The organism is Microbulbifer sp. MCCC 1A16149, from assembly GCF_050368945.1.
Classification (GTDB): domain Bacteria; phylum Pseudomonadota; class Gammaproteobacteria; order Pseudomonadales; family Cellvibrionaceae; genus Microbulbifer.
Genome location: NZ_CP185959.1, coordinates 2,517,350 through 2,541,181, shown reverse-complemented (window position 1 = coordinate 2,541,181; position 23,832 = coordinate 2,517,350). Strand labels below are relative to the sequence as shown.

The 23,832-nt window shown below is 56.3% G+C and carries 19 protein-coding genes; 12 read left to right on the top strand and 7 right to left on the bottom strand.

All coding sequences use genetic code 11. The features are described from left to right. Positions 1-41 precede the first annotated feature (41 nt). The 3 genes from ACONT6_RS10770 to ACONT6_RS10760 all read left to right on the top strand — a co-directional run bounded on the left by ACONT6_RS10770 (position 42) and on the right by ACONT6_RS10760 (position 3,841). Positions 42-995, top strand: coding sequence for a transglutaminase-like domain-containing protein (locus ACONT6_RS10770; RefSeq protein ID WP_428818528.1), 954 nt, complete (start codon positions 42-44; stop codon positions 993-995). A 2-nt stretch (positions 996-997) separates the two neighbouring features. Continuing rightward, positions 998-2,980, top strand: coding sequence for an acylphosphatase (locus ACONT6_RS10765; RefSeq protein ID WP_428818527.1), 1,983 nt, complete (start codon positions 998-1,000; stop codon positions 2,978-2,980). 84 nt (positions 2,981-3,064) lie between these two features. Further along, positions 3,065-3,841, top strand: coding sequence for a TIGR02466 family protein (locus ACONT6_RS10760; RefSeq protein WP_428818526.1), 777 nt, complete (start codon positions 3,065-3,067; stop codon positions 3,839-3,841). Positions 3,842-3,888: 47 nt separating this feature from the next. Here ACONT6_RS10760 and ACONT6_RS10755 read toward each other — a convergent pair whose 3' ends face one another. The 3 genes from ACONT6_RS10755 to ACONT6_RS10745 form a co-directional block, all read right to left on the bottom strand. Beyond that, positions 3,889-8,718 (bottom strand): CapA family protein, encoded by a 4,830-nt coding sequence (locus ACONT6_RS10755; RefSeq protein ID WP_428818525.1) that lies wholly within the window; start codon positions 8,716-8,718, stop codon positions 3,889-3,891. A 329-nt stretch (positions 8,719-9,047) separates the two neighbouring features. Further along, the gene (locus tag ACONT6_RS10750; RefSeq protein WP_428818524.1) at positions 9,048-11,078 is read right to left on the bottom strand and encodes an NADPH-dependent 2,4-dienoyl-CoA reductase; all 2,031 of its coding nucleotides are present in this window, start codon (positions 11,076-11,078) and stop codon (positions 9,048-9,050) included. Between the two features lie 180 nt (positions 11,079-11,258). Then, a complete protein-coding gene (locus tag ACONT6_RS10745) occupies positions 11,259-12,155 on the bottom strand; it encodes a LysR family transcriptional regulator (RefSeq protein ID WP_428818523.1) in 897 nt (298 codons plus the stop codon). 223 nt (positions 12,156-12,378) lie between these two features. Between ACONT6_RS10745 and ACONT6_RS10740 the strand changes: the two genes are divergently transcribed. The 9 genes from ACONT6_RS10740 to ACONT6_RS10700 all read left to right on the top strand — a co-directional run bounded on the left by ACONT6_RS10740 (position 12,379) and on the right by ACONT6_RS10700 (position 20,722). Then, a complete protein-coding gene (locus ACONT6_RS10740) occupies positions 12,379-13,050 on the top strand; it encodes a histidine phosphatase family protein (RefSeq protein WP_428818522.1) in 672 nt (223 codons plus the stop codon). A gap of 66 nt (positions 13,051-13,116) precedes the next feature. Then, on the top strand, positions 13,117-14,331 hold the full coding sequence (locus ACONT6_RS10735; RefSeq protein WP_428818521.1) for an acyl-CoA dehydrogenase family protein: 1,215 nt from the start codon (positions 13,117-13,119) through the stop codon (positions 14,329-14,331). Beyond that, positions 14,332-15,399 carry a phosphotransferase gene (locus tag ACONT6_RS10730; protein ID WP_428818520.1) on the top strand — a complete coding sequence of 356 codons (1,068 nt, stop codon included), beginning with the start codon at positions 14,332-14,334 and terminating at the stop codon, positions 15,397-15,399. A 40-nt stretch (positions 15,400-15,439) separates the two neighbouring features. Then, entirely contained in the window at positions 15,440-16,216 is a 777-nt protein-coding gene (locus ACONT6_RS10725; RefSeq protein ID WP_428818519.1) for an SDR family oxidoreductase, read from the top strand. 2 nt (positions 16,217-16,218) lie between these two features. Beyond that, positions 16,219-17,013 (top strand): SDR family NAD(P)-dependent oxidoreductase, encoded by a 795-nt coding sequence (locus ACONT6_RS10720; protein WP_428818518.1) that lies wholly within the window; start codon positions 16,219-16,221, stop codon positions 17,011-17,013. Between the two features lie 24 nt (positions 17,014-17,037). Next, positions 17,038-17,496, top strand: a complete 459-nt coding sequence (locus ACONT6_RS10715) for a MaoC family dehydratase (RefSeq protein WP_428818517.1) — start codon at positions 17,038-17,040, stop codon at positions 17,494-17,496. Between the two features lie 52 nt (positions 17,497-17,548). Beyond that, the gene (locus ACONT6_RS10710) at positions 17,549-18,475 is read left to right on the top strand and encodes an SDR family NAD(P)-dependent oxidoreductase (RefSeq protein WP_428818516.1); all 927 of its coding nucleotides are present in this window, start codon (positions 17,549-17,551) and stop codon (positions 18,473-18,475) included. 27 nt (positions 18,476-18,502) lie between these two features. Then, positions 18,503-19,684: an acetyl-CoA C-acyltransferase gene (locus ACONT6_RS10705; RefSeq protein WP_428818515.1), complete on the top strand. Its 1,182-nt coding sequence runs from the start codon at positions 18,503-18,505 to the stop codon at positions 19,682-19,684. Positions 19,685-19,738: 54 nt separating this feature from the next. After that, positions 19,739-20,722 (top strand): NADPH:quinone oxidoreductase family protein, encoded by a 984-nt coding sequence (locus tag ACONT6_RS10700; RefSeq protein ID WP_428818514.1) that lies wholly within the window; start codon positions 19,739-19,741, stop codon positions 20,720-20,722. A 117-nt stretch (positions 20,723-20,839) separates the two neighbouring features. Here ACONT6_RS10700 and ACONT6_RS10695 read toward each other — a convergent pair whose 3' ends face one another. The 4 genes from ACONT6_RS10695 to dinB form a co-directional block, all read right to left on the bottom strand. Continuing rightward, complete coding sequence (locus ACONT6_RS10695) at positions 20,840-21,301, bottom strand: hypothetical protein (RefSeq protein WP_428818513.1); 462 nt, start codon at positions 21,299-21,301, stop codon at positions 20,840-20,842. A gap of 2 nt (positions 21,302-21,303) precedes the next feature. Then, positions 21,304-22,074: an RNA polymerase sigma factor gene (locus ACONT6_RS10690; protein WP_428818512.1), complete on the bottom strand. Its 771-nt coding sequence runs from the start codon at positions 22,072-22,074 to the stop codon at positions 21,304-21,306. A gap of 128 nt (positions 22,075-22,202) precedes the next feature. After that, positions 22,203-22,643: a DUF6116 family protein gene (locus ACONT6_RS10685; RefSeq protein WP_428818511.1), complete on the bottom strand. Its 441-nt coding sequence runs from the start codon at positions 22,641-22,643 to the stop codon at positions 22,203-22,205. A gap of 78 nt (positions 22,644-22,721) precedes the next feature. Continuing rightward, on the bottom strand, positions 22,722-23,804 hold the full coding sequence (dinB, locus tag ACONT6_RS10680) for a DNA polymerase IV (RefSeq protein ID WP_428818510.1): 1,083 nt from the start codon (positions 23,802-23,804) through the stop codon (positions 22,722-22,724). Between the last annotated feature and the right edge of the window lie 28 nt (positions 23,805-23,832).

The following is a 23,832-nucleotide window of genomic DNA, read 5'->3' as shown; positions in this document are numbered from 1 at the left end:
AGGCACGTAGCGGAGGACAGGTAAAGGTATAGGGAAATGCCATGTATCGACAAATTTTTGCAGCTTTTCTGCTGATGATAGCTCTGTTGGAGAACGCGTCCAGCGAATCCCGAAGGCCTGGTGTCAAGGTGACACTGGAGGCGGAGATCACCGTCACTAACGACACCAATAGTCCTCTCAATGGCTATGTCCATCGTATAGCGGCCCCGGTCGGAGATCACATGCAGCAGAAACTGCTGGGTATTCGACACGATGATGTCAGTGAATTTGAACGCAAATCGTTCAAGCATGAGGCCGGTGACTACGTGGAGCTGGAGTGGGATATTCCCGCCAACAGCAAGTCAACGAGAAAGGTTTATTTCGACTTACTGGTTAAATCCTATGAGATTTCTGATGGGCAGATGTCTGGGCAGACGATGTCTCCTGGCAGAGATTTTCAGCGCGAAGAACCTGACAGTATCTACCTTCAACCCGCGGAGTATATTGAGTCAGACAACGATCAAATCCTGAAACTCGCCCATCATATCCAGCGGACTTACAGCGATCCGGAGGCACAGCTGCGAGCTGCTTTCCTGACGCCCCAGCAAATGATCCAGTACCGGCGCCAGTCTACCCGAGGGGCACTCTATGCGGTGTCTGCCCGTCAGGGCGACTGCACGGAATATGCGGCGTTGTTTGTGGCGCTGGCCCGAGCCATGGGGTTTCCCGCGAGAATGACCTCGGAATTCCTGTTTACCGAGCACCATACTTTCTCCCAGCCCAACCATCACGCTGCCGAGGTTTACTTCAACGGTCACTGGGTACCCGTGGATGCAAATCTGGCACTGGATCCAAAATTTGGATACGGCTTTGGTTCTGGTGCCCACAGCAAAATTGTACTGAATAGAAACTCGGTCTGGGTCTGGTCCAATCTTTGGCCCCGTGGCACCAGTAAACGACCCGGCAGTGTCGATGTAGGTATGCAGTGGAAAATCTACGATATGCGGAGGGATTGAGCATGTCCGGAAAATTGCCTGTAGATAGTGTCATGCAGGAGACTGGGGAAAATGACTATTCAGATTCTCCACTGCTGAATAACTGGGACGACGTGGGTATCCAGTTGTTATGTAATGCGGCAGCCCGTCAGGGGTTGGAAGTTCACTATCACCGTCGTCTGATTTTTGAAGTTTTCAATCAGCAGCAGAGAGTCGTATTTCGGCAAAACTCGCCGGGAAACTCTGCAGTATTTACCTATTGCGCCCGCCAGAAGCAGATTGCCAAAGACATCCTGGCAGAAAATGGTGTACCGGTGCCGTCCGGCGGGATATTCGAAAGCTACGTGGCGGCGCTGCGATATTTCCAACAGGCGAAGACTGCGGTAACGGTAAAACCAAACGATGGCTCCTCCGGTGCTGGGGTAAGCAGCAATGTAGCCAACGAAGCCGATTTCAAGGTTGCCTGGGCCTATGCGCGGAAGCACGGTCGGCAGATCATCGTTGAGCAGAACGTATTTGGAGAGGATATACGGGTAATTGTGATTGCCGGTGTGGCGCAAGCTGCTTATGTAAGGATCCCTGCGCATGTTGTGGGGGATGGCGAAAGCAGTATTCGGCAGCTGGTGGAGCGGAAAAATACGCTCCGTAAAAGAAATCCCAGTCTGCGCCTGGACCTGATGAAGCGGTTTGATCTACTCGAACGGCAGAATACTTCCTTTGATCACATACCTGCCAGCGGTGAGAAGGTTCAGCTTACCACTGTGGCCAATGCATCGGCCGGTGGGGAGACGGTACAGATATTCGACCGACTGGATCGTGAGGTTCTGGCGGTCGCAGAACAGGCCGCACAATGCTTTCCCGGGCTGATTCAGGTGGGGGTCGATCTTATTTATACGGGTGGTAGCCATGCTGATAGTTCAGAGCAGGCTGCGTCACTGCCGCCAGCCTATGTGATCGAGGTCAATTCCAATCCGGGTATCTGCGATGCAGTATTTCCCTCCTACGGTCGCCCCATCGATGTTCCGGGAAAACTGATCTCGAACGTGTTTTCCTCGGGGGCGCTGAATCAGGAAGGTCAGCCGCCGCTACAGATTGCGCTGGCCAGGCCTTATCGGTACGGAGAGTTTGACCGCGCATTCCGACGTGGTGCACTGCGCTCGGTTGATCTGATCGCCCAGGCGGCCTACGCACACAACCTCCAACTGCAATCATTGTCGGATACGGTATTTTCCCTGGAGTCCCAACAGTCGCGATGTATGTTTCATGGAGGCATGCCGCAGAATGTGCTGATGGTCACCAGAAAGATTACCCGTAATCGCAGCTGGATGGACGAGATACTTCCTCGCAGCAATGGATTCAGTGAGGAAGGTAGCGCGCGCCTGAAACGTTTCCGTCTGCTGGTAGTTGGGCGCAAGCTGGTTTCCGTATTACATATAAGGACAACCAATGGCGGCCAGGACTCTTTGCGCGAGGATGTCAGTGATCTGGTTAATCCCAGCGTACTGCCTATTGTCGAATCTACTCTGGCAGCGATCTATGATCCGCATATCGCGGGTATTGATCTTTTTGTGGATGATATTTCGGCGGAGATGAACGGTCAGCAGTGGTTCGTTCAGGATGCTGTCTGTAATCCCCAGTTGGGCTGGCACCACTTCCCTGATCGCGGGATGAACAGGGATATTGCCGGCGCCCTGGTACAAAGTCTGTTCCCGGAAGTCCTCACCGAGGAGCCCCCGCTAAAAGGCGTACGACTGCTGATTAGCGGTCGTGTTCAGGGCGTAGGCTTCCGGCGTTGGCTGAAGTTGATGGCGATCCGCCACAGTGTCAGTGGCTGGGTCAAAAATTTGCGCGATGGATCTGTAGAGGTGCTGCTTGAAGGTAGCCCGACGGGTATCGCAGCGCTGGAAAAAATGTGCCACAAGGGCCCTGCAGAAGCGAAAGTTGACGCTGTCAGTAGTGAAGAAATCCGCTGTACCGGAAGACTGGCTTTCACCGCGATTGCCTGAACCCGGCGGTTGAAACTGAGTGTGTGCACACAGCTTCAGGCTGAGATGGATGTGAGTAAACCAAAAGGATATTGAGGTGGAGTAATGCACACCATTCGAACGGCATTTAGTACCCCGATTTTCATTCGGGATATCGAAGACTCTGAGGGCGTCAATGATCGCCTGACGCGTATCATTCTAGATATGGAAGCCAGTACACCCGGAATGAAACGGTCGAATATAGGTAGCTGGGATTCGAAGAAAGACCTGTTCGAATGGCCCTTTGAAGAGATTCGAACTCTCAAAAAGTGGATTGCCTCTGGAGTGAAGGAGGTGACCCTGAAGGCCACCAAGAATAAGTTCAACCCCCATACCCAGGACATGCTGGCCCATGCGTGGGCAAATGTATCCCGCGCAGATAGTTACCGGAAGATCCACAACCATGAAACCTGTACCTGGTCTGGTGTTTACTACGTAAAGTCGGACCTGGTCAAAAACAAAAGTGTCAGCAGTGGCAACATTGAATTCCTTGACCCGCGGATGTTATGTATTTCCGCGGAGCTGCCCAATAGCAGCTTTGGTAGCCGGGTTCGTGTAGTACCGCGGCCCGGCCGACTGGTTATTTTCCCCAACTGGCTGCTGCACTACGTCAACCCGGTGGAGGATGACTCTCTGCGTATCTGTATCGCGTTTAATGTGAAGCTGGATACAAAAACTGTGCGTCGCCGTGCGGGCACAATGTTACCCATGTTTCGGCAGTCGAACGAGGAAATGTCCACGGGATCACCGCAAGGGGTGCCGTATCCTATCCCGGAAGAACCGGTCCCGTCGGTATCCTCAGTGCAGCCCGAGAGCGCTAGCCTGCCCGGCAGCACTGACTGAGTTGACCACCGCCGGCAAGCTTTACCGGCGGTGACTGGGAGTCTACCTCAGACGGTGACTCCCTCATTGATCAACTTTTTCAGTACTGTTGGCAAACTGCCAAAGTCGGAATCCCGCCGGGATCCTTTGATCAGAATAAGGTCTCCCTCACTGGCAGTTTCCAGCAGATAATTCGCCATTACGTCAATGGATCCGAAGTGCGGTCCAAGTAGCGCTTCCGGCAATTGCGCGCGCAGGTAGCGCATCTCTTCCCCATGAGTGACGACCAGGTCCACACCGGATTCCACAAGCGGCTTGGCGAGACTGCCATGCAAGGCCTCGGCTTCGTCTCCCAACGCCACCATACGTCCCAATACGGCAATTTTTCGCTGGTTATCGCCCACGGCGATTTGTCCCAGTACAGAAAATGCATTCAGCATGGAACTCACAGTGGCATTCCAGCTGTCATCAATGATCTTGACGCTGCCTCGCGGAAATCCTAACTGGGTTTGGTCCAGGTGTCCTTCATCCAGCTGTAATTGTTCCAGTGCCGCGGCGGCCTCCGGGATCGAGCGGCCCATGGCGTAAACAGCGCACAGGGCGGCGACCGCGTTGTTTACCATACCGAGACTGGGTGCAGGTATTGTCAGTGTGTGTGTTTCTTCCGCTACTTCGATCAGTACGCGACTGCCCTGGCTGTCTCCCTGGATATCGAGAATGCGGACTTCGGCAGTATCACTGGTTCCGAAGATGATCACGCGTTTGGCGTGTTGTCGCGCTTTCTCCAGTATGTATTCGAAGTGCTGCAGGTGCTCGCCGACAATCGCCACCGAGCGGCCGATCAGTCCGTCGAAAATACGGGATTTCCACAGCGCGGTATCTTTTGTGCTTTTTACCCTGCTACTCGTTTGAGAGACCCCGATCTCGGTAACCATTGCAATTGTTGGGTGTATGCGCCGGGTGATGGGGCCCTGTTTCATCCACAGTGCGCTTTGTGCGACTTCAATAACCGCAGCTTGGTGCTCTGCGCTGAGACTGGCCAGCATCGACGGCGCTCCGACCCGGGAATTGTAATTGCCGAGACTGCTCAGCGCCTTCTGCCTGCCGCCCAGCATGTCCCTCAGCATTTTCACCGTGGAGGACTTACCCGCAGTGCCGGTAATGGCAATTACATCCCCACTGTACCGGTAGCGGGCGGCCAACCCGAGTTCAATGATTGCCTTGATGGGATCCGCTACCTGCAACACCGGTAACCCTTCCGGTAATCCCGCAACCGGTCGCTGTACGATCACTCCGGAGAGGTTGTGGCCGGCACGCAAGGCGATTTCCGCTAGCTTTTCGTGCAGGTCCCAGGATGTATATTTTTCCGGGGAGCTGCGTTCATGGTAGGCGCGGTCACTACTTTTATGAGCCACGAACATGGCGGGTGTGAGAGATTGTTCGATAAAGCTCTGCCCGGAAACCACACTGCGGGTAAACCAGCCCTGGGGCGGAGGCACCAGCCAGTCTCCCCCGGTCACATCAGCGATCTGTTGCGCGTTCCAGGTTTGTCCCGGAACCTGGCGAAAGATGCTGAGAGGAAACTCGCTACGATAAGTTGGCGGCTCGCGTCCGTCGATGGTGTTGAACGCTTTTTGGTTCCTGCCAGCGACGCCGGGGCTTTTCGATGCTTTTTCCGGCGTCAGGATTCTCAGGGTTATAAGCTCATCGTTGATGGGCACCGGATCGATAACCGTTTCCGAACCTTTTATGCCGATCTGGATCTGCAGTTCGCCGTTGCGTAATTGCCGGGAGGCCGGTGGCCGCAGCCCGTAGTAGTCTCGATAGATGACCCCGGTTTGCCAGCTGCTGGTGGGCATTTGCCAGTCACAGGGGTCGTGATCCATCGACTTTCCCCAGTAGGGCATGGAAGTTGGGGCAACCGGAACTGCGCGGATATCCAGGCGAAGGTTTTCTGTGGTTGGCTCTATGAGGGTCCAGAAGGTTTCCACAAAGATTAATTGCCGCCTGTCGATGATTTGCGGGCGGCTGCGCATCCCTATCAGACGCAAGGGACCAAATTCGCGCGCGGTAATCGCTGCATCGGAGGGCACCTCCCCAACAGTCCAGTTCTTGTTGGGAGGGCGCCTGACCTGGTCCAGTAACGCGAGGCTATAGCGGGTTTTCTGGGCGGGTGGCGAATTTGTCGATACCCGGTTCGGTGGGGTCAGTGGGCACTCCGCACTGCCGTCCTGTAATAGAGACAACTCTGTGCCCAGCGCGCTGCACTTTTCCGCGTAACGCTGGCTTACCGCCAGGCCTTGGCGTCCGCCCAGCTGCTGGCTGAAACCGAAGCCGCAGCCAACCGGGAAGAACCTTATGTTTTCCACGCCCCGTTGACTGAGTGCGAGTTGGAATATCCCGCTGTCCTTCAGCTTGCGACGCACGGAATCAAACAGCAGATCGCCGGCATCGTGAATAATCGGCCGGTTGTGGTAGATTTCTATTCCTTGCAGTACATGTGCGCTGGTGCCCAGTACCCCATCTGCCCCTGCATCAATGATGCTGTGACCAATTGAGATTTCGATCGCGGTAGGAGACTCTTCGAGGTTTGCACCCCAGTGCACTGCCACCAGCACTACCTGTGCCCGGGCGCGCACGGCAGCGATGCGCGGCCTGAGCATCGCTGTCCAGGCTTCTGGATCACGTAGGGGCAGGTAGGCACATCCCGGACTCCGGGTATTTGCGGCAAAGTGTTTCTGGGTGGCATCGATGGAAAAAACTGCCACATTGAGGTCGCCGGCTGGACGAATGGCGGGCGTCAGTGCGGCTTCCAGATTACTGCCGGATCCAGTGTGCGCGATTCCCAGCTCATCCAGCCAGAAACCCTGTTCGAGTAACGCCTGGTTTCCGTAGTCACCGCTGTGGTTATTGGCGGTGGTCACCATGTCGATGCCGGCGTGGCAAAGAAGTCGCAACATTTCCGGGCGCGCGCGATAGTAGTAGGGAGATCCCTCGCCTTTATCAACGCCTTGCTCACCGCTGGTGGCTACCACGCACTCGAGGTTGATTACACTCAGTTCTGCTTCACTCAGTGCAGGAATTTTTCCTAGAACAGTTTCCTCTCCCAGCTCCTCCAGTCGATAGTGCTGACGTCGCGCGAGATTGACATCGCCGCCCCAGGCAAGTATGGGGTGTTCGCTTTTTACCGGTGCCGGCAGCGGGTTGCCTGTAGTCGCTGGGGAGAACTCGGGCGGGCAACCGCCCTGCAGCAGATACTTCCGGAAGGCTACAAATCCGGAGAGGTAGTGTTCTACATCGTCGATCCGCACCCGGAAGGCGTGGTGGCGAATATAAAAGCTGCCGGTAATCTTGCCGGGGTTTTTGAAATACATGGCGTATTCCGGCCAGAAATACCCATTCAACAAGTACATGGCGCGGGTGTGCAGGGCGCGGTAGAATTTCCGTAAATCCAATTGTTGTAGCAGGTAGGAAAATTCCTTCTCATTGCGCAAGCGCGTGACCATGCGCTCCGCGGCCATCATCAGTTCCAGCAGGGTGGGGAAGGTGGTGATACGCTCCAGCACAAAGTCCAGATACCCGGATACATTCTGTATGCCGAACTGGTAATAGCGGGCTTCCGGGCGGTACAGCGTCAGTTCGTTGACACAGTAACTGAGCCAGTGATCGTGGGCTTCCCAGTGGTTGTTGGCAATGAAATATTCAAACGCTTTTTCAACGATGCCCAACCAACGGGAATCCTTGGTGAGACCGTACAAGCGCATCAGGCCGAAGGCCGCTTCGCCATCGTAGTAGATGATCCGAAACGCATCCTTCACGGAGAGCTCCGGATATTTCAGTACATGGACAAACTTCCCGCTCGTATCATCCTGCATGAACTGTATGCCGAGGGCGAGCTGTTCCATTAGCTCACGATACTGCTGGCTGCCGGTCAGTTCGGTGTACTTCACCATTGCCAGCAGGCATACCGCATTGCCACCCAGTTTGATTTCCCCGTTTGCCTCTACCAGAAATGCCGCTTCGTCACCGCCGGGCAATCTGGTCTTTTTGATCAATTTGGTGGTTAGATGATGCAGAGCCCGGTCGATGGACCTTTTTGCGCGGTCCCCGCCGGTGACTTCCCACCCTTCAATCATGGCGTAGGTGGAGCTGGCGTGGCGCAGGGTGTTGTAAGTGCCGATGGCGCGATCAAAGCAGCAGTGCCACCCGTATTCGAAACGTCCGTTGGTTAGCACCTGGCTGGCGAGATAATGGGTGCTGGTGTCAATTAGCCGATGGCTGGTGGCCTCATCCAGCTCCTCAATAATGCGGCGGCCAGCATTGCGGCCTGGCCCGTACAGGAGCTGGGGCGCGGTTTTGCTGTCGAGAAAAATACCCGCGGTGCTGAGCAGGGTGACCGGTGCCTGCTCTTCAAAGTTAAGCGGCGTGTTTTTTCCAAAACGCTGATCGGTATAAGCGCGAAACCGATCTCGGTTAATTACCACGTGGGCAATCTTGTTGCCACCGTAGAGCATGGCGTTGCCGTTCAGCTCCTGCTCCAGGAAGGCCGTTTTCCAGTCCGGGTCCAGTGCAAGGCCGTAGCGAAAGTAGCCCCGCTTGGTTATACGGAAACGTTTCTGCATGGCTTGCCAGTCCATGGCTTCACTGTCGGTCACCCAATCGATGCGCAGCCAGCGACCTTCCATCTTTGCACTTTTAAGCAGCTTGCGGGCCTGTGATGCCAGCTTCAGCCACAGTGCGTCCAGATTGTCCGAGCGTCCATGGCACACCCTGGCACGTTGCTTGCCATCACTGACGGAAAAAAACAGGGTGTAGGGGGGCGTTAGTTCGACGAGTTGTTGCTCGACACTGGGGCGGGCGCGGAGCAGTAGATCGGACAGGGTATTGGACTTGGCCATGACGCAGATTCTTTCCTGTAACTCTTTATTGTTCGAGGCAGGGAAGAGCGCCGTCTAGTGGTCGTGCCGGATATTGCCGGCACCGGGTGACAGGTGGACTGTGAGCGCTTCCCTGGCAACGCAATCCGTATCCCAGAGTATAGTTCTGCGACTTGCTCTCGCCGGGAAACCGACGACAGAAACGGAGGCAATTCGGTGCGGTAAGGTCGCTGATTCCGATGGAAGGAAGGCTTTGGGAGGTGGGGAGCGATAGTTGACTGGAGCGGGAAGAACCGTGAACCAGTGGTGCGCGGGTGGTCACCGGGACCACCCGCACTGGCGCGTGAGGATTACAGCTCGGCGGCGAGACGAGAGCCCTGGTCGATTGCCCGCTTGGCATCGAGTTCAGCGGCTTCATGGGCGCCACCGATCAGGTGGCTGGACTGGCCCCGTGCCTGCAGTTGCTCATGCAGTTCGCGCAGGGGCTCCTGTCCGGCGCACACCACGATGTTGTCCACTTCCAGCAGCTTGGCTTCTTCGCCGACAAGGATATGCAATCCCTGATCGTCGATCTTCTCGTAGCTGACGCCCGCAAGATTCTGTACCTGGCGGTGCTTCAGGCTGGTGCGGTGTATCCAGCCGGTGGTCTTGCCGAGTCCGGCGCCAACCTTGGAGGTTTTGCGCTGCAGCAGGAAAATCTGACGGGGGCTGGTGACCGGCGACTGGGGTTTGAGTCCGGCGCGGTGTTCGAGGTGGATATCCACGCCCCATTCGTCAAAGAACTCTTCCTTGTTACTGGCAATCAGTTCATTGGCGTGGTCTTCGCTGTGGGTGAGGTATTCCGCCACGTCGAAGCCGATACCACCGGCACCGATAATCGCCACGCGCTTGCCCACCGGTTTTTTCGCTTTCAGTACGTCAAGATAGCTGAGTACCTTCGGATGCTCGATACCGTCGATTGGCGGGGTGCGCGGGGCAATACCGGTGGCGATCAGCACTTCATCGAAGCCCTCGAGATTCTCTTTAGTTGCGCGGGTATTGAGGCGTACCTCGACACCGGTCAATTCCAGTTTGCGCTTGAAGTAACGCAGGGTCTCTTCGAATTCAGCCTTGCCCGGGATCTGCTTGGCGATATTGAACTGCCCACCGACTTTGTCGTCAGCCTCAAAAAGCGTGACCTGATGGCCGCGTTCCGCCGCTACGGTAGCCGCGGCGAGGCCCGCCGGGCCAGCACCGACCACGGCAATTTTCTTAACCTGTTCGGTGGGCAGGTAATTGAGTTCTGTTTCGTGACAGGCGCGAGGGTTTACCAGACACGAAGTGAGCTTCAGCTCAAAGGTGTGATCCAGACAGGCCTGGTTACAGCCGATACAGGTGTTGATCTCGTCCGCGCGGTTTTCCGCAGCCTTGTTTACAAACTCCGCATCCGCGAGGAACGGACGCGCCATGGACACCATGTCTGCGTGACCGCTGGCGAGTACCTCTTCACCCACTTGCGGCATATTGATGCGGTTACTGGTGATGACCGGCACGCTCAGGTGCTGTTTGACCTTGGCGGTAATCTCGCTGAACGCTGCGCGCGGTACGCTGGTGGCGATGGTGGGCACCCGCGCCTCGTGCCAGCCGATACCGGTGTTGATGATATTCGCACCGGCTTTCTCGATGGCCTGTCCCAGGGCTACCACTTCGTCGAAGTCACTGCCGCCCTCAACCAGGTCCAGCATGGATAGGCGGTAGATGATGATGAAGTCTTCACCTACGGCCTCGCGGATACGACGCACAATCTCAAGGGGCAGGCGGGTGCGGTTTTCGAAGCTACCGCCCCAGCGGTCGTCGCGGTGGTTGGTGCGCGCAACGATAAACTGGTTGATGAAATAGCCCTCGGAGCCCATCACTTCCACGCCGTCGTAGCCGGCCTCGCGGGCAAGGGTGGCACAGCGAACGTAGTCGTCGATCTGCTGTTCCACTTCCTCATCGGTCAACGCCTTCGGTGTGAAAGGGTTGATGGGGGCCTGGATGGCGGAGGGGGCGACCAGAGCCGGGTTATAGGCATAGCGTCCGGCGTGGAGGATCTGCATACAGATCTTGCCGCCTTCACTGTGTACCGCATCGGTAATGGCGCGGTGCTCTGCGGCTTCTTCCGCGGTGGTCATCTTGGAAGATCCCTGGAAGACACCGCCTTCTTCGTTAGGGGCAATGCCACCGGTCACGATCAGGCCGACACCGCCGCGGGCGCGTTCGCCATAAAACGCAGCAAGGCGCTCAAAACCACCCGGGTGCTCTTCCAGGTTGGTGTGCATGGAGCCCATCAGGACGCGGTTCTTGAGGGTGGTGAAACCCAGGTCCAGAGGGGCCAGCAGATTGGGATAGGCGTGAGTCATGGTGCGTGTTCTCTTTCTGTCTACGACGGGCCTGATAATGAATCTTATATGCAAAAAGTTGCATATCGTGGCTCAAGGATAGCAAGCCGGGTAATTCGTTGACAGTGACCAATCCGACCGAATCCTCTGGCCTTGGCGCATCGCCTTACACCTCCCGGGAGGCGACGCCCGGTGCGACGTCTAGCCAAACAGGGAAATGATCTGCTCACGCAGCCACTTGTTCGCCCCATCTTCGCCCTGGCTGCGGTGCCACAGCAGGTGCCAGTCCATTTTCGGAATCTGAAAGGGAAGTTCGAAACAGCTGGCGGGGTACTGTCGGACGAGGCTGGCCGGCACGGTGAGTGCCAGATCAGTCTTGAGAACAATCAGTGGCGCCACCCGGTAGTGCTGCACCCGCAGGCGGATCTTGCGCCGGCGGCCGAGCTTGTTGAGTGCGATATCCGCCAACCCTGGGCCACTGCGACGGCTGGAGACGTGGATGTGCTCCAGGGAAAGATACTGCTCCAGGGTCAGGCTGGACTCGCTGGCCAGAGGATGATCCGGGCGCAGCATGCACTGGTAGCGATCCGCCACCAGTCGCTGCTGGTTCAACTGTGTAGCGGAGACCATGGGTATGTCCAGGGCAAAGTCCAGGCTGTTGGCTGCGAGCTCCTTGACTAGCTGGTCTCGCGGTACGTAGAAGGATTCGACGGTGATCCCGGGTGCCACCTGTTGCAGGTGTTCGAGCAATTGCGGCAGTACCAGGGTTTCCGCCATATCGTTCATCGACAGGCGCAGCGTTTTCTGTGCTGTGGATGGCTCGAACTGATGGTGTTCCGTCACGCTACTGCTCAGCAGTGCCAGGGCCTGCTGAACCCGGGGCATGATGTTCTCCGTCAGCGGCGTGGGGCTCATGCCGCTGGGGGTGCGAATGAACAGCTGGTCATCCAGCGCCCGGCGCAGCCGCGCCAGTGCATTGCTGACCGCAGGCTGGGTGATATGCAGACGCTCCGCCGCGCGGGTGAGGTTGCGCGTGGCATAGATCGCATCCAGCACCGGGAACAGGTTCATATCGATTTGCTGCAGTTGTATGGCCATTTTCCCGCCTTTCTCCCGCCAATGTGTTTCCCGCGCGCAAGCAACCGGCCCGCGCCATACAGTCATCACCATGGTGAATGATTGAATATTTACATAATAAACTTGGATGATCCAAAAGGAATCGCTAGCTTTATCTCCCAGTCGTCCCGAGGAGTGAATAACCCGGGACGTAATTCGAAACACCGTTTCCATCGTTTAGTGTGCCAACCACGGGAGAGAGGCAGTGCCAGAAATCTTCGTTGTACGCCACGGCCAGGCGTCATTTGGTAGTGACAACTACGACCAGCTTTCCGAGCTCGGCTGGCAGCAGGCGCGCTGGCTCGGCGAACACTGGGGACAGGACGGACACCAGTTCGATCATATAGTCAGCGGCGATCTGCAACGGCATCGGGAAACCGCGCAGGGAATCTGTGAGGGGCTCGGCCTGGACAAGCACCGTGTCGAGGAGTTGCCGCAACTGAATGAGTTCGACTTCAAGAAAGTTATGCACGCGTACGGAGAAAAAGATCCCGCATCGGCACCTGGCGCAAATGCCGAGCGCGCAGATTATTACCGGTTTTTGAAGCAGGCCATGCACGCCTGGTCCTCAGGGGAAATTGACGGCGCGGAGAGCTGGCAACAGTTCGAGCAGCGTATTGAAGAGGTGCTCGGTGTTCTCGCAGCCGGTGCCCGCGGTGGCAGGACACTGGTGGTCAGCTCCGGCGGTGCCATTGCGATGATGGTTCGGCAGGTGTTGGGCGCACCATCGCACAGTGTGACCCAGCTCAATATGCAGATAAAAAATACGGCGATCAGTCACTTTTTTGCCGGGCGCAGCGGCTTGAACCTGCACAGCTTCAACCATGTACCGCACCTGGATAACCGTGAGCGTCGTCAGTTTATTACCTATAGCTGAGTGGATCACCAAGCGATCGCGAACGAAAACAGCCTTGATACGAACGCAGAGAGAAAAGAGTTAGCCATGAACTTTGAATACTCCGAAAAAGTGCAGGGTCTCCTGCAGCGCCTCAAAACCTTTATCGCGGAAGAGGTTGCTCCCGCAGAACAGATCTATTACGAGCAGCTCGAACAGGACCGCTGGGGCGAACCCCCGGTGATGGAGACCCTCAAGCGCAAGGCGAAAGATGCCGGATTGTGGAACCTGTTTTTACCGGATGCCAAATTTGGCGCGGGCCTGACGAATCTTGAATATGCGCCTCTGGCAGAGGAAATGGGCAAAGTGCTGTTTTCTTCTGAGGTGTTTAACTGCAGCGCGCCGGACACCGGCAATATGGAAGTGCTTGCCCAATACGCGTCGCCAGAGCAACAGGAGCGCTGGCTGAAGCCGTTGCTCGAAGGGAGTATCCGCTCCGCCTTCGCGATGACGGAGCCCAAGGTGGCCTCCAGTGATGCGACCAATATCGAGACCGAGATTATCCGCGATGGTGATGATTACGTTATTAACGGGCGCAAGTTCTATATCAGCGGAGCGATGAACCACCGCTGTGAAATCATGATTGTAATGGGCAAAACCGCACCGGATAGTGAAGACCGCTATCGTCAGCAATCACAGATCCTGGTGCCAATGAATACACCCGGGGTGAAAGTGGTTCGTCCGATGATGGTGTTCGGCTATGACGATGCACCGGAAGGACATGCGGAGATCATTTTCGACAATGTGCGGGTGCCGAAAGAAAACCTGATCCTCGGTGAGGGGCGCGGTTTTGAAATTGCCCAGGGACGTCTCGGCCCGGGCCGTATTCACCACTGCATGCGTTTGATCGGACAGGCTCAGCGCGCGCTCGAGACCATGTCCAAGCGCGCAGAGGAGCGGGTTGTATTCGGCCGCCCGATGATCAAGCAGGGCTCAGTACGGGAGGATATCGCCCGTTCCGCGTGTGAAATCGAACAGGCGCGACTGCTCACCCTGAAAGCTGCGGACCAGATGGATCGTTATGGCAACAAGGCAGCGCGAGACCTGATTGCCATGATCAAGATCGTAGCACCGCAGATGGCCTGTAACGTGATCGATCGTGCGATCCAGATTCACGGTGCCGCCGGGGTGGGCCAGGACTTCCATCTGGCGCGGGCGTATGCCTACGCGCGCAGCGTCCGCCTGGCGGATGGCCCCGACCAGGTGCATATGATGCAGCTGGGACGCAACCTTGCCGCAGCCTATGCCGCGCAGGAGGATTGAATGTCGGAAGTAGAGCAGAAGTCCACTCCGCAGCAGACCGCGGTAGACCAGTTGGACATCGAACGTTTGCAGGAATATTTGATTCAGCAGGTGCCGGGGTTCTCCGGTCCGATAAAAAAAGCTGAAAAATTTTCCGGTGGTCAATCCAATCCCACATTCAAGCTGGAGACGGACGCGGGTAGCTATGTGCTGCGCCGCCAGCCGCCCGGCAAACTGCTCAAATCCGCTCACGCGGTGGACCGGGAATTTCGGGTAATGCTGGCGCTGGCTGATTCCGATGTGCCGGTTCCCAAGGTTGTTCACCTGTGTGAAGACCGCGACGTGATCGGCTCCATGTTTTACCTGATGGAGTATTGCGAGGGGCGCATTTTCTGGGACGCCGCACTGCCGGAACTGGACAATGCGCAGCGCGGTGCGTTTTACGAGGAAATGAACCGGGTGCTGGCGGCGCTGCATTCGGTGGATCTCGAAGTAGCCGGACTTGTCGATTACGGCCGTCCTGGAAACTATTTTGAGCGTCAGTTTGGCCGCTGGCAGGGACAGTACCGCGCATCGGAACTGGAGCCGATTCCTGCAATGGATCAGCTGATCCACTGGCTCGGGGAGCATTTGCCGGAAGATGACGGCCGTGTGTCCCTGGTACACGGGGATTACCGGCTGGACAACATTATGTTCCACCCAACCGAGTCACGCGCTATCGCGGTACTCGACTGGGAGCTGTCGACACTTGGCCACCCGTTCGCAGACCTCGCTTACCAGTGTATGCAGCTGCGTATGCCCGCCAACAGCGGAAATATTTCCGGGCTGATGCATGTGGATCGCAAAAGCCTGGGAATTCCGTCTGAGCAGGAGTATGTCTCGCGCTACTGTGAGCGTATGGGGATCGAGCGGATTGATAACTGGGCGTTCTATCTCGCGTTCAGCTTCTTCCGCCTCGCGGCAATTATCCAGGGGGTTGCCAAGCGCGCCCACGACGGTAATGCATCGAGCAAAAATGCGGCGGGGCTTGGCGCACTGGTTGAGCCGCTGGCAATGATGGCGCTGGATGTCATCAAAAACGAAAGTTGACAATTACTCAAATAATGACATCGATTGTTGGGAGAAAATTATGGCGACCAATCTGTTTGACCTGAATGGAAAAATTGCCCTGGTGACCGGCGCCAGCCGCGGTATTGGGGAGGCGATTGCCAAGCTGCTGGCAGAGCAGGGGGCCCACGTACTGGTTTCCAGCCGCAAGATCGAGGGCTGTCAGGCGGTAGCGGACGCGATTAACGAAGCAGGTGGCAAGGCGGAAGCGCTGCCGTGTCATATCGGCAATATGGATGATATCGCGCAAGTGTTTTCCCACATCCGCGATCAGTACGGCAAACTGGATATTCTGGTGAACAACGCCGCGACTAATCCGTACTTCGGTCATATCCTCGATACTGATCTCGGTGCCTTTGAGAAAACTGTTGCGGTCAACATCCGCGGGTACTTCTTCATGTCGGTTGAGGCGGGCAAGCTGATGCGCGAAAACGGCGGTGGCTGCATCGTCAATACCGCTTCCATCAATGCACTGCAACCGGGTGTCGGGCAGGGTATTTACTCCATTACCAAGGCGGCCGTTGTCAACATGACCAAAGCGTTTGCCAAGGAGTGCGCGCAGTTCAATATCCGCGTTAATGCGCTATTGCCGGGGCTGACCAAAACCAAATTTGCCGGTGCGCTGTTCAGCCACGAAGAAATCTACAACACCGCTGTAAGTCATATTCCCATGCACCGCCATGCAGAACCGGAAGAGATGGCCGGAACCGTGTTGTATCTGGTTTCCGATGCGGGCAGTTATACCAATGGCGAGTGCGTGGTCGTGGACGGCGGACTCACCGCTTGTGGGGGACTCTAAGCATGGCGCAATTCAATCTAGACCCATTGCTCGACTTCACCGGCAAGGTTGCACTAATTACCGGTGCGGCCAGTGGATTCGGCGCGCTGCTCGCAGAAGAGCTGGGACGCCGCGGTGCGAGCCTGGTACTGGGCGATATCAATGAAGCGGGACTCGACTCCGTGGTGGAAAAGCTGTCGACCCAGGGAGTGGCCGTACAGGCGGTGGCCTGTGATGTGTCCTCGGAGACCGATTGCGCCTCGATGGTGGCACTGGCCCGGGAAAATTTCGGGCGTCTGGATATTGCGGTAAACAACGCGGGCATCGCGCCGCCCATGCAATACTTTGAAGACGTGGAAGAAGAGACCCTTGACCTGCAGCACCGCGTCAATGTGAAGGGGGTGTTCTTTGGTATGAAGCATCAGCTCAAGCTGATGCGCAGCCAGGGCGGCGGCATCATTCTCAATGTAAGTTCCATGGCCGGGCTCGGCGGCGCGCCCAAGGCTTCTTCCTACGCCGGTGCCAAACATTCCGTGATCGGCCTGACCCGCACCGCCGCAGTGGAATACGCGCGTCACAATGTGCGTGTAAATGCCGTGTGTCCTTTTTACACCCTGACCCCGATGGTTACCGACATGCAGGCACCGGATGGTGCCACGGTGGAACAGGTGCACTCCATTTTTGCAGCGGGCAGCCCGATGAAACGTCTGGGCAAACCGGAGGAAGTGGTCAGTGCGATGGTAATGCTCTGTTCGCCGGCACTCAGCTATGTAACTGGCCAGTCCCTGGCAGTGGACGGCGGTGTTTCCGCATTCTAAATAAAAATTGATAGAGAGAGATCAATGTCGATAAGCATAAAACCACAAGACTTTGCCAGCGCCATAGGCATGGAAACTGATGCCACCGAGTGGTTCCAGGTTGATCAGGATCGGATCAATAAATTCGCCGATTGCACGCTGGACCATCAGTTTATTCACGTGGACCCGGAAGCAGCCGCGAAATCGCCATTTGGTACCACCATCGCCCACGGCTTCCTGTCACTATCCCTGCTTTCCTACTTTGCGGAGCAGCTCAATGTGGCGCTTGAAGGCGTAAAAATGGGGGTGAACTACGGCCTGGATAAAGTCCGGTTTATCAATCCGGTGAAAGTGAATCAGCGGGTAAGGGCGCGTGCGAAAGTGCTCGATATCATTGAAAAGAAACCGGGTCAATTTCAGATCAAAATGGAAGTAACTGTGGAAATCGAGGGCGAGGACAAGCCCGCATTGATCGCCGAGTGGCTGGTGATGCAATTTGTCTGAGAAACAGCAATCTGAAAAAAAGTATTCGATAATAGTGTTAACGGAGAGAACCATGTCTATTTCATTCGAAGGTAAGGTGGCCATTGTCACCGGAGCTGGCAATGGCCTCGGCAGATCCCATGCGCTCGAGCTGGCGCGACGCGGGGCAAAAGTAGTGGTCAATGACCTTGGTGGCGCACGCGATGGCTCCGGTGGCTCGCTGACCGCGGCGGAATCTGTGGTAGCGGAGATTGAGGCCGCAGGCGGTGAGGCTATCGCCAATGGTGCCAATGTGACCGATTACCAGCAGGTTCAGGACATGGTCAAGGAAGCGGCGGAGCGCTGGGGCCGTGTAGATATTCTGGTGAACAATGCGGGCATCCTGCGGGACAAGTCCTTTGCCAAGGCGCCGATCGATGACTTCAATTTGGTAGTCAATGTCCACCTGATGGGATCGGTCAATTGCACCAAGGCGGTCTGGGAAATCATGCGCGAGCAGCAGTACGGGCGTATCGTGATGACCACCTCCTCTTCTGGGCTCTACGGTAACTTCGGCCAGTCCAACTACGGCGCGGCGAAAACCGGCGTGGTCGGCTTGATGAATACCCTGTGTCTCGAGGGGGAAAAGTACGGTATCAAGGTCAACTGCCTGTCCCCGACCGCGGCTACCCGCATGACCGAAGACATTATTCCCGATCCAAAAGCGCTGGAACTGCTCACTCCGGAATCCGTCACCGCCGGCCTGATTGCGCTGGTAGCGGACGATGCCCCGAATCGATTCATCCTCTGTGCGGGTGCCGGCGCCTACGCCAAGGCGCGTATTCTCGAAACCGAAGGGATATACCTGCCTCCGGAGCAGCAGACTGCGGAGAATGTGCTCGCAAACCTGGACGCAATCGCCGATGAACGCGGCCAGCAGGAACTTGTTGGCGGCCTCAATCAGACCGTCAAGTTTATCCAGAAAGCGGCACAGGGCACGGGCGTCAAGCTCGACGGCTGATCGCGACCAACACTCAGGAGAATTCTCATGAAAGAAGCAGTGATAGTTTCCACCGCCCGTACACCCATCGGTAAAGCCTACCGCGGTGCATTCAATAACATTGAAGGGCCGAGCCTGGCTGCGCATGCGGTGAGTGCCGCGGTTGAGCGGGCCGGTGTCGATGCCGCTGAGATTGACGATTGTGTGTTTGGTGTAGCCCTGCAGCAGGGGACTACCGGCACTAATGTCGCGCGCCAGATTGCACTGCGCGCGGGTCTGCCGACGACCGTGGCCGGTATGACCATTGATCGTCAGTGTTCCTCCGGCCTGATGGCCATCGCAACCGCGGCCAAGCAGATCACCCAGGATGGCGTACCGGTAACCCTTGCCGGCGGTATGGAATCCATTTCCCTGGTTCAGAATCAGCAGATGAACAGCTTCCGGGTAGCGGATCCTGCGCTGCTCTCCATGCATCCCGATATCTACCTGCCGATGATCGATACCGCGGAAGTGGTCGCCAAGCGCTACGGTATCAGCCGCGATCTGCAGGATGAGTATTCCCTGCAGTCCCAGATGCGCACTGCGGCCGCGCAGCAGGCGGGCCTGTTCGCCGATGAAATCGTCCCGGTCACCTGCAACAAGATTGTGGTGAACAAGGAAACGGGTGAGCAGTCCGAACAGGAAGTGACCCTGAGCATGGATGAAGGTAATCGGCCGTCCACGACCATCGATGGCCTGCGCAGCCTGAACCCGGTCCGCGAAAATGGTGTAATCACTGCGGGCAATGCATCACAGCTTTCCGATGGCGCGGCGGCCATGGTGCTGATGGACAGCAAGCTCGCCGAGCAGCGCAACCTGAATCCGTTGGGTATTTACCGCGGTATGGCGGTAGCGGGCTGTGAGCCTGACGAAATGGGTATTGGTCCGGTTTTCGCGATTCCCAAGCTGTTACAACGTACCGGCTTGTCGGTTGATGACATCGGTCTGTGGGAACTGAATGAAGCCTTCGCGGTACAGGTACTTTATTGTCGTGACAAGCTCGGGATCGACAATGAGAAGCTGAACGTTAACGGCGGGGCAATTTCCATTGGCCACCCGTACGGTATGAGTGGTGCGCGTATGGTTGGCCATGCACTGCTGGAAGGCAAGCGCCGAGGCGTCAAGTATGTGGTTGTTACTATGTGCGTCGGTGGTGGTATGGGTGCTGCGGGGCTGTTCGAAGTGGTTTGACATCCGCACTTCAAACTAGCATCTGAAATCTAGCGCTCAGTGAAAGGAGCAACCATGCGAGCACTGGTATGCGAGGCCTTTGGCCCGATAGATAATCTCAAAGTCCGCGAATGGCCTTTGGATTCCCCGCAACCCCACGAGGTTCAGCTTGAGGTACACGCTGCCGGGGTGAACTTTCCGGACGGCCTGATGGTTCAGGGTAAGTATCAGGTTAAGCCTGAGTTGCCCTTTGTTGCCGGGGGAGAGTGCGCCGGTATCATTCGCGAGGTTGGTGATGCCGTGAAAGGGTTCAAGGTGGGTGATAGAGTCATCGCCATGCCGGGGCTCGCCGCCTTTGCAGAATCGGTCAATGTGGATCACAAGCTGCTGATGCCGATGCCTGCGGAGCTGGATTTTCCACAGGCGGCAGGTTTCTGTATCACCTATGCCACTTCTTACTACGCGTTCAAGCAGCGTGCACGCTTGCAGCCCGGGGAAACCCTGGTAGTGCTGGGCGCTGCGGGGGGCGTAGGGGTTACAGCAATCCAGCTCGGCAAACTGATGGGCGCGCGGGTGATCGCCTGTGCATCCACGGATGAAAAGCTCGCTTTTTGTCGCGACCTGGGAGCGGATGAGACCATCAACTACAGCCGGGAAAACCTCAAGGATCGAATCCGCGAACTGACCGATGGCAAGGGCGCAGATGTTATTTACGATCCGGTGGGGGGCGAATTTACCGAGCAAGCCTACCGCTCCATTGCCTGGGGTGGCCGCTATCTGGTGATTGGTTTTGCTGCGGGAGATATTCCAAACCTACCCCTGAACCTTCCTCTCCTGAAAGCCGGTGATATTCTCGGTATTTACTGGGGGGGTTGGGCAGCGCGTGATCCTAAGGGCAACATGCAGAATTTTAGCGAGTTGCTGGGGTTTGTTCAGGAAGGACGCCTGCAGCCTTTGACCACAGAGGTATATGATCTGGATGACTTTTCTGAGGCATTTGCGGCGATTGGCGAACGCAGGGCCCGGGGGAAGGTTGTTTTGACCATGAACAAAAGCTAGCGTCGCGTTCAGGTTCCGAATTAAGTCGGGCCTAAGCAACTGCAGCTGCAACTGAAAAGGGAGTAACGCGGTAAGCGCTACTCCCTTTTTTATATTGCGTTGGTTTATATTGGATACTCAGGGAAGGAGCCGGCAATGCTGTCTCGCTTTCGCCTGCAGGTCGGCCGGTAGCTTCTCCTCTGCTGGCGATCGCTGTTGTCGCCGCCATTGGGCGCACAGCTGGATATAACTGCCGGCTTCTACTTCGGCACGCAGTTTATGCCAGCCATCGGCTGTGGCTCGTAAACTGCCGGGCTTGGGGCGATAGCGTTCCAGCCCTTGTTCCCGGTTGTTGCCCTGGGGGGCGATCTGCCCGGGTGTAGCGCCAAGATACTGGGCCGGGTGTAAAAGGGCGATGACAATTGCAATCGCGCTGAAACCTGATGCGGCTTTAGAGAGCAGCCGGCTATTGCGTGAGTTAATCTTTCTCACCGGTTTGATGGCACGGGCATTGGCGAGCAATTTTTCGTCCATGCTGTGTGGCGAGAGGAGTTTGTCCGCGGCCCGCCGATAGGACGATTCCCACTGATTACTATACATGTTCAAGCTACCTCTACAGAACGATCAGCAGTAGCGGGGGAGGCTGCTGCAACTTTCGGTGTTTTCCCCCAGGGGAGTGTGACGCGGGGTTTGTGAGGCCCGGTTTGCGTCCCGTCGGCCTGCTCTTCTGCGGCCTTGTTGTTGGCATTCTCTTCGGCTGCGCGCGCCTCCGCTTCTTTCGCCAGGGTGGCTGTAGATTTCCACGGCTTACGCGTACTGCCAAAGAGAGCGTGTTCAATGCTGTTGCGGCTTTCTTCCAGTGTCGCCCGGCAGCGGGCGAGGGGGATTCTCTCGATATCTGCCACTGTGGCCAGTGAGAGGCCGCATTCGGTGAAAAGCAGGAAAATATTGCGTTGCGCCATGGGAAGCTGCTGGATAGCCCGGAGTACATCGGAGCCTATCAGTGCGCTATGCAGTGCATCACTCTGAGCGCAGGCGGAGGTATCTGCCGGGTTGCCTGTATCTGGGGGATATGTGCCCGGAGCGCAAAGCAAGCGATTCAGACGTATATAAAGCCAGTTTTTCAGGCGCGTCCGCTGCAGTTGGGGAGGGGTCTCCAGGAATGCGCTCCAGAATGCTTCCATCAGCTGCGTGCAGCGGTGGGGTAGCATTTGTGCGCAGTAGCGAAACAGCTCATCTTTGTAGCGAAGATAGATTTCCTGGAATGCTCTGTGATCGCGAGTATCGCAATAGCGGCTAACCAGTTCTTCGTCACTGAGAATGCACAACTTTTCCGCAAACATGGGATTGGCCTCCTTGGCTTTATTTCCCATAGTCACTTACCCGGTTGTACATCTCCTGGGCGCTTCCTTGCCAGGAGTACTTCGTTAAACGAGTAAATTATCTGTTAACGTTATTTCGCCTCGCCTTTTAACTGCAAGGTGCGAACTTCCTATTTTGCTCAGTGTTTACCGTGTCCGTCTTCGGGGGTCGATTTTTTCTCTGGGTCATTCATTTTTTCTGCGTGACCGGTTACGACTTTTTCCCTTCTAATTTCGCTACTTTGTGTTTCCCCTGCTCTATCCGCTGCAGCTCCTTGAGCGTTACCGCGTTTTTTCCATGAGGCCAGGAACAGTGTGGCCAGGCCCAACAGGATTTCGTCAACAAACGGGATCAGGTCGGGAATGATCAGGTCAATCAGGAACAGCGCACAGATCCACTTGAACAATTGAGGGTGCTTGAGCCTGCGGGCATAGTTCAGAAACCAGACTACCAGGGAGCTCGGGACTACACGTTTCATATAGATAGTGACTGGAACTGCTTTTGAGACCGTGATGGGAGTATAGCCCGGGGCCGCCTGACCAGCAGAACGCCCAAAGGTTCCGGGTGCAATATTGCGCATATTCTGGCGCGAGATACTTCTGAATTGCTCACCGATTAACCTGCGTGGGCGCAACACTAGTCTCACAAGTGAGCAGTATCAGGTGGTCGGTGGGCGTTGCTCGCGGAATGGCAGCGGCAATTGCTCGGGGCCTAATTCGGCGCGTAAATCTTTGAGTTTCACTCCCACTCCTAGCAGACGAATGGGGTCATTGCGCTTGTCCCAACTTTGTTGCAACAGTTGTTTGAATTCGCTGATGCGCGCGGATCTACTGCTGCGCTCTTGGGTAGACTGGGCAAAGTCGGTGTACTTGACCTTGATGATGGCGGCGCTGATTTCATAGCGGTCGCCCAGTTTCTCCATGCGCTCCTGAAGTCTCCCGAAAAGATGCGTCATCTGCTCTTGCCAGTCGTCGAGACTTTTCAGGTCTTCGGTAAAAGTGTGTTCCACACTGACACTCTTGCGCGAACCATCGCCGCTCACAGCCCTATCGTCCATACCCCGGCAGAGCTGATACAAACGATTGCCAAACTTGCCGTATTTCTGCACCAGTTCCACCAGGCTATAGCGCCGCAGATCGCTGCAGTTGTGGATCCCCTGGCGGTGCATCTTTTCTGCGGTGACGCGGCCGACGCCGTGAATCTTTTTTACTGGTAGGCGCAGGACAAAATCTTCCACCGCATCGGGGTGAATGACCGTCAGTCCATCGGGTTTTTGCCAGTCACTGGCAATTTTTGCGAGAAATTTATTGGGGGCGACACCCGCGGAGATGGTAATTCCCAGTTCCCGATGGACGCGGGCGCGGATCTCTTGGGCGATCAGGGTTGCACTGCCGTTGCAGTGAGCACTATTGCTGACATCCAGATAGGCCTCATCCAGGGAAAGCGGTTCTATCAGGTCGGTATAGGAGAGAAATATTTCCCGAATTTGCGCGCTGACTTCCCGATATTTTTTCATGTTACCCGGCACTACAATCAGGTCAGGACAGAGCTTTTTGGCTTGCGAAGTCGGCATCGCCGAGCGCACACCAAAGCTGCGAGCCTCGTAGTTACAGGTGGATATCACCCCTCTGCGGTCGCTGGCGCCGCCCACGGCAACCGGACGCCCCCGTAGATTGGGGTCGTCCCGCATTTCTACCGAGGCGTAGAAGCAGTCGCAGTCGCAATGGATGATTTTCCGCATGCTGTGATTATATCCAGTATTCGGCCTT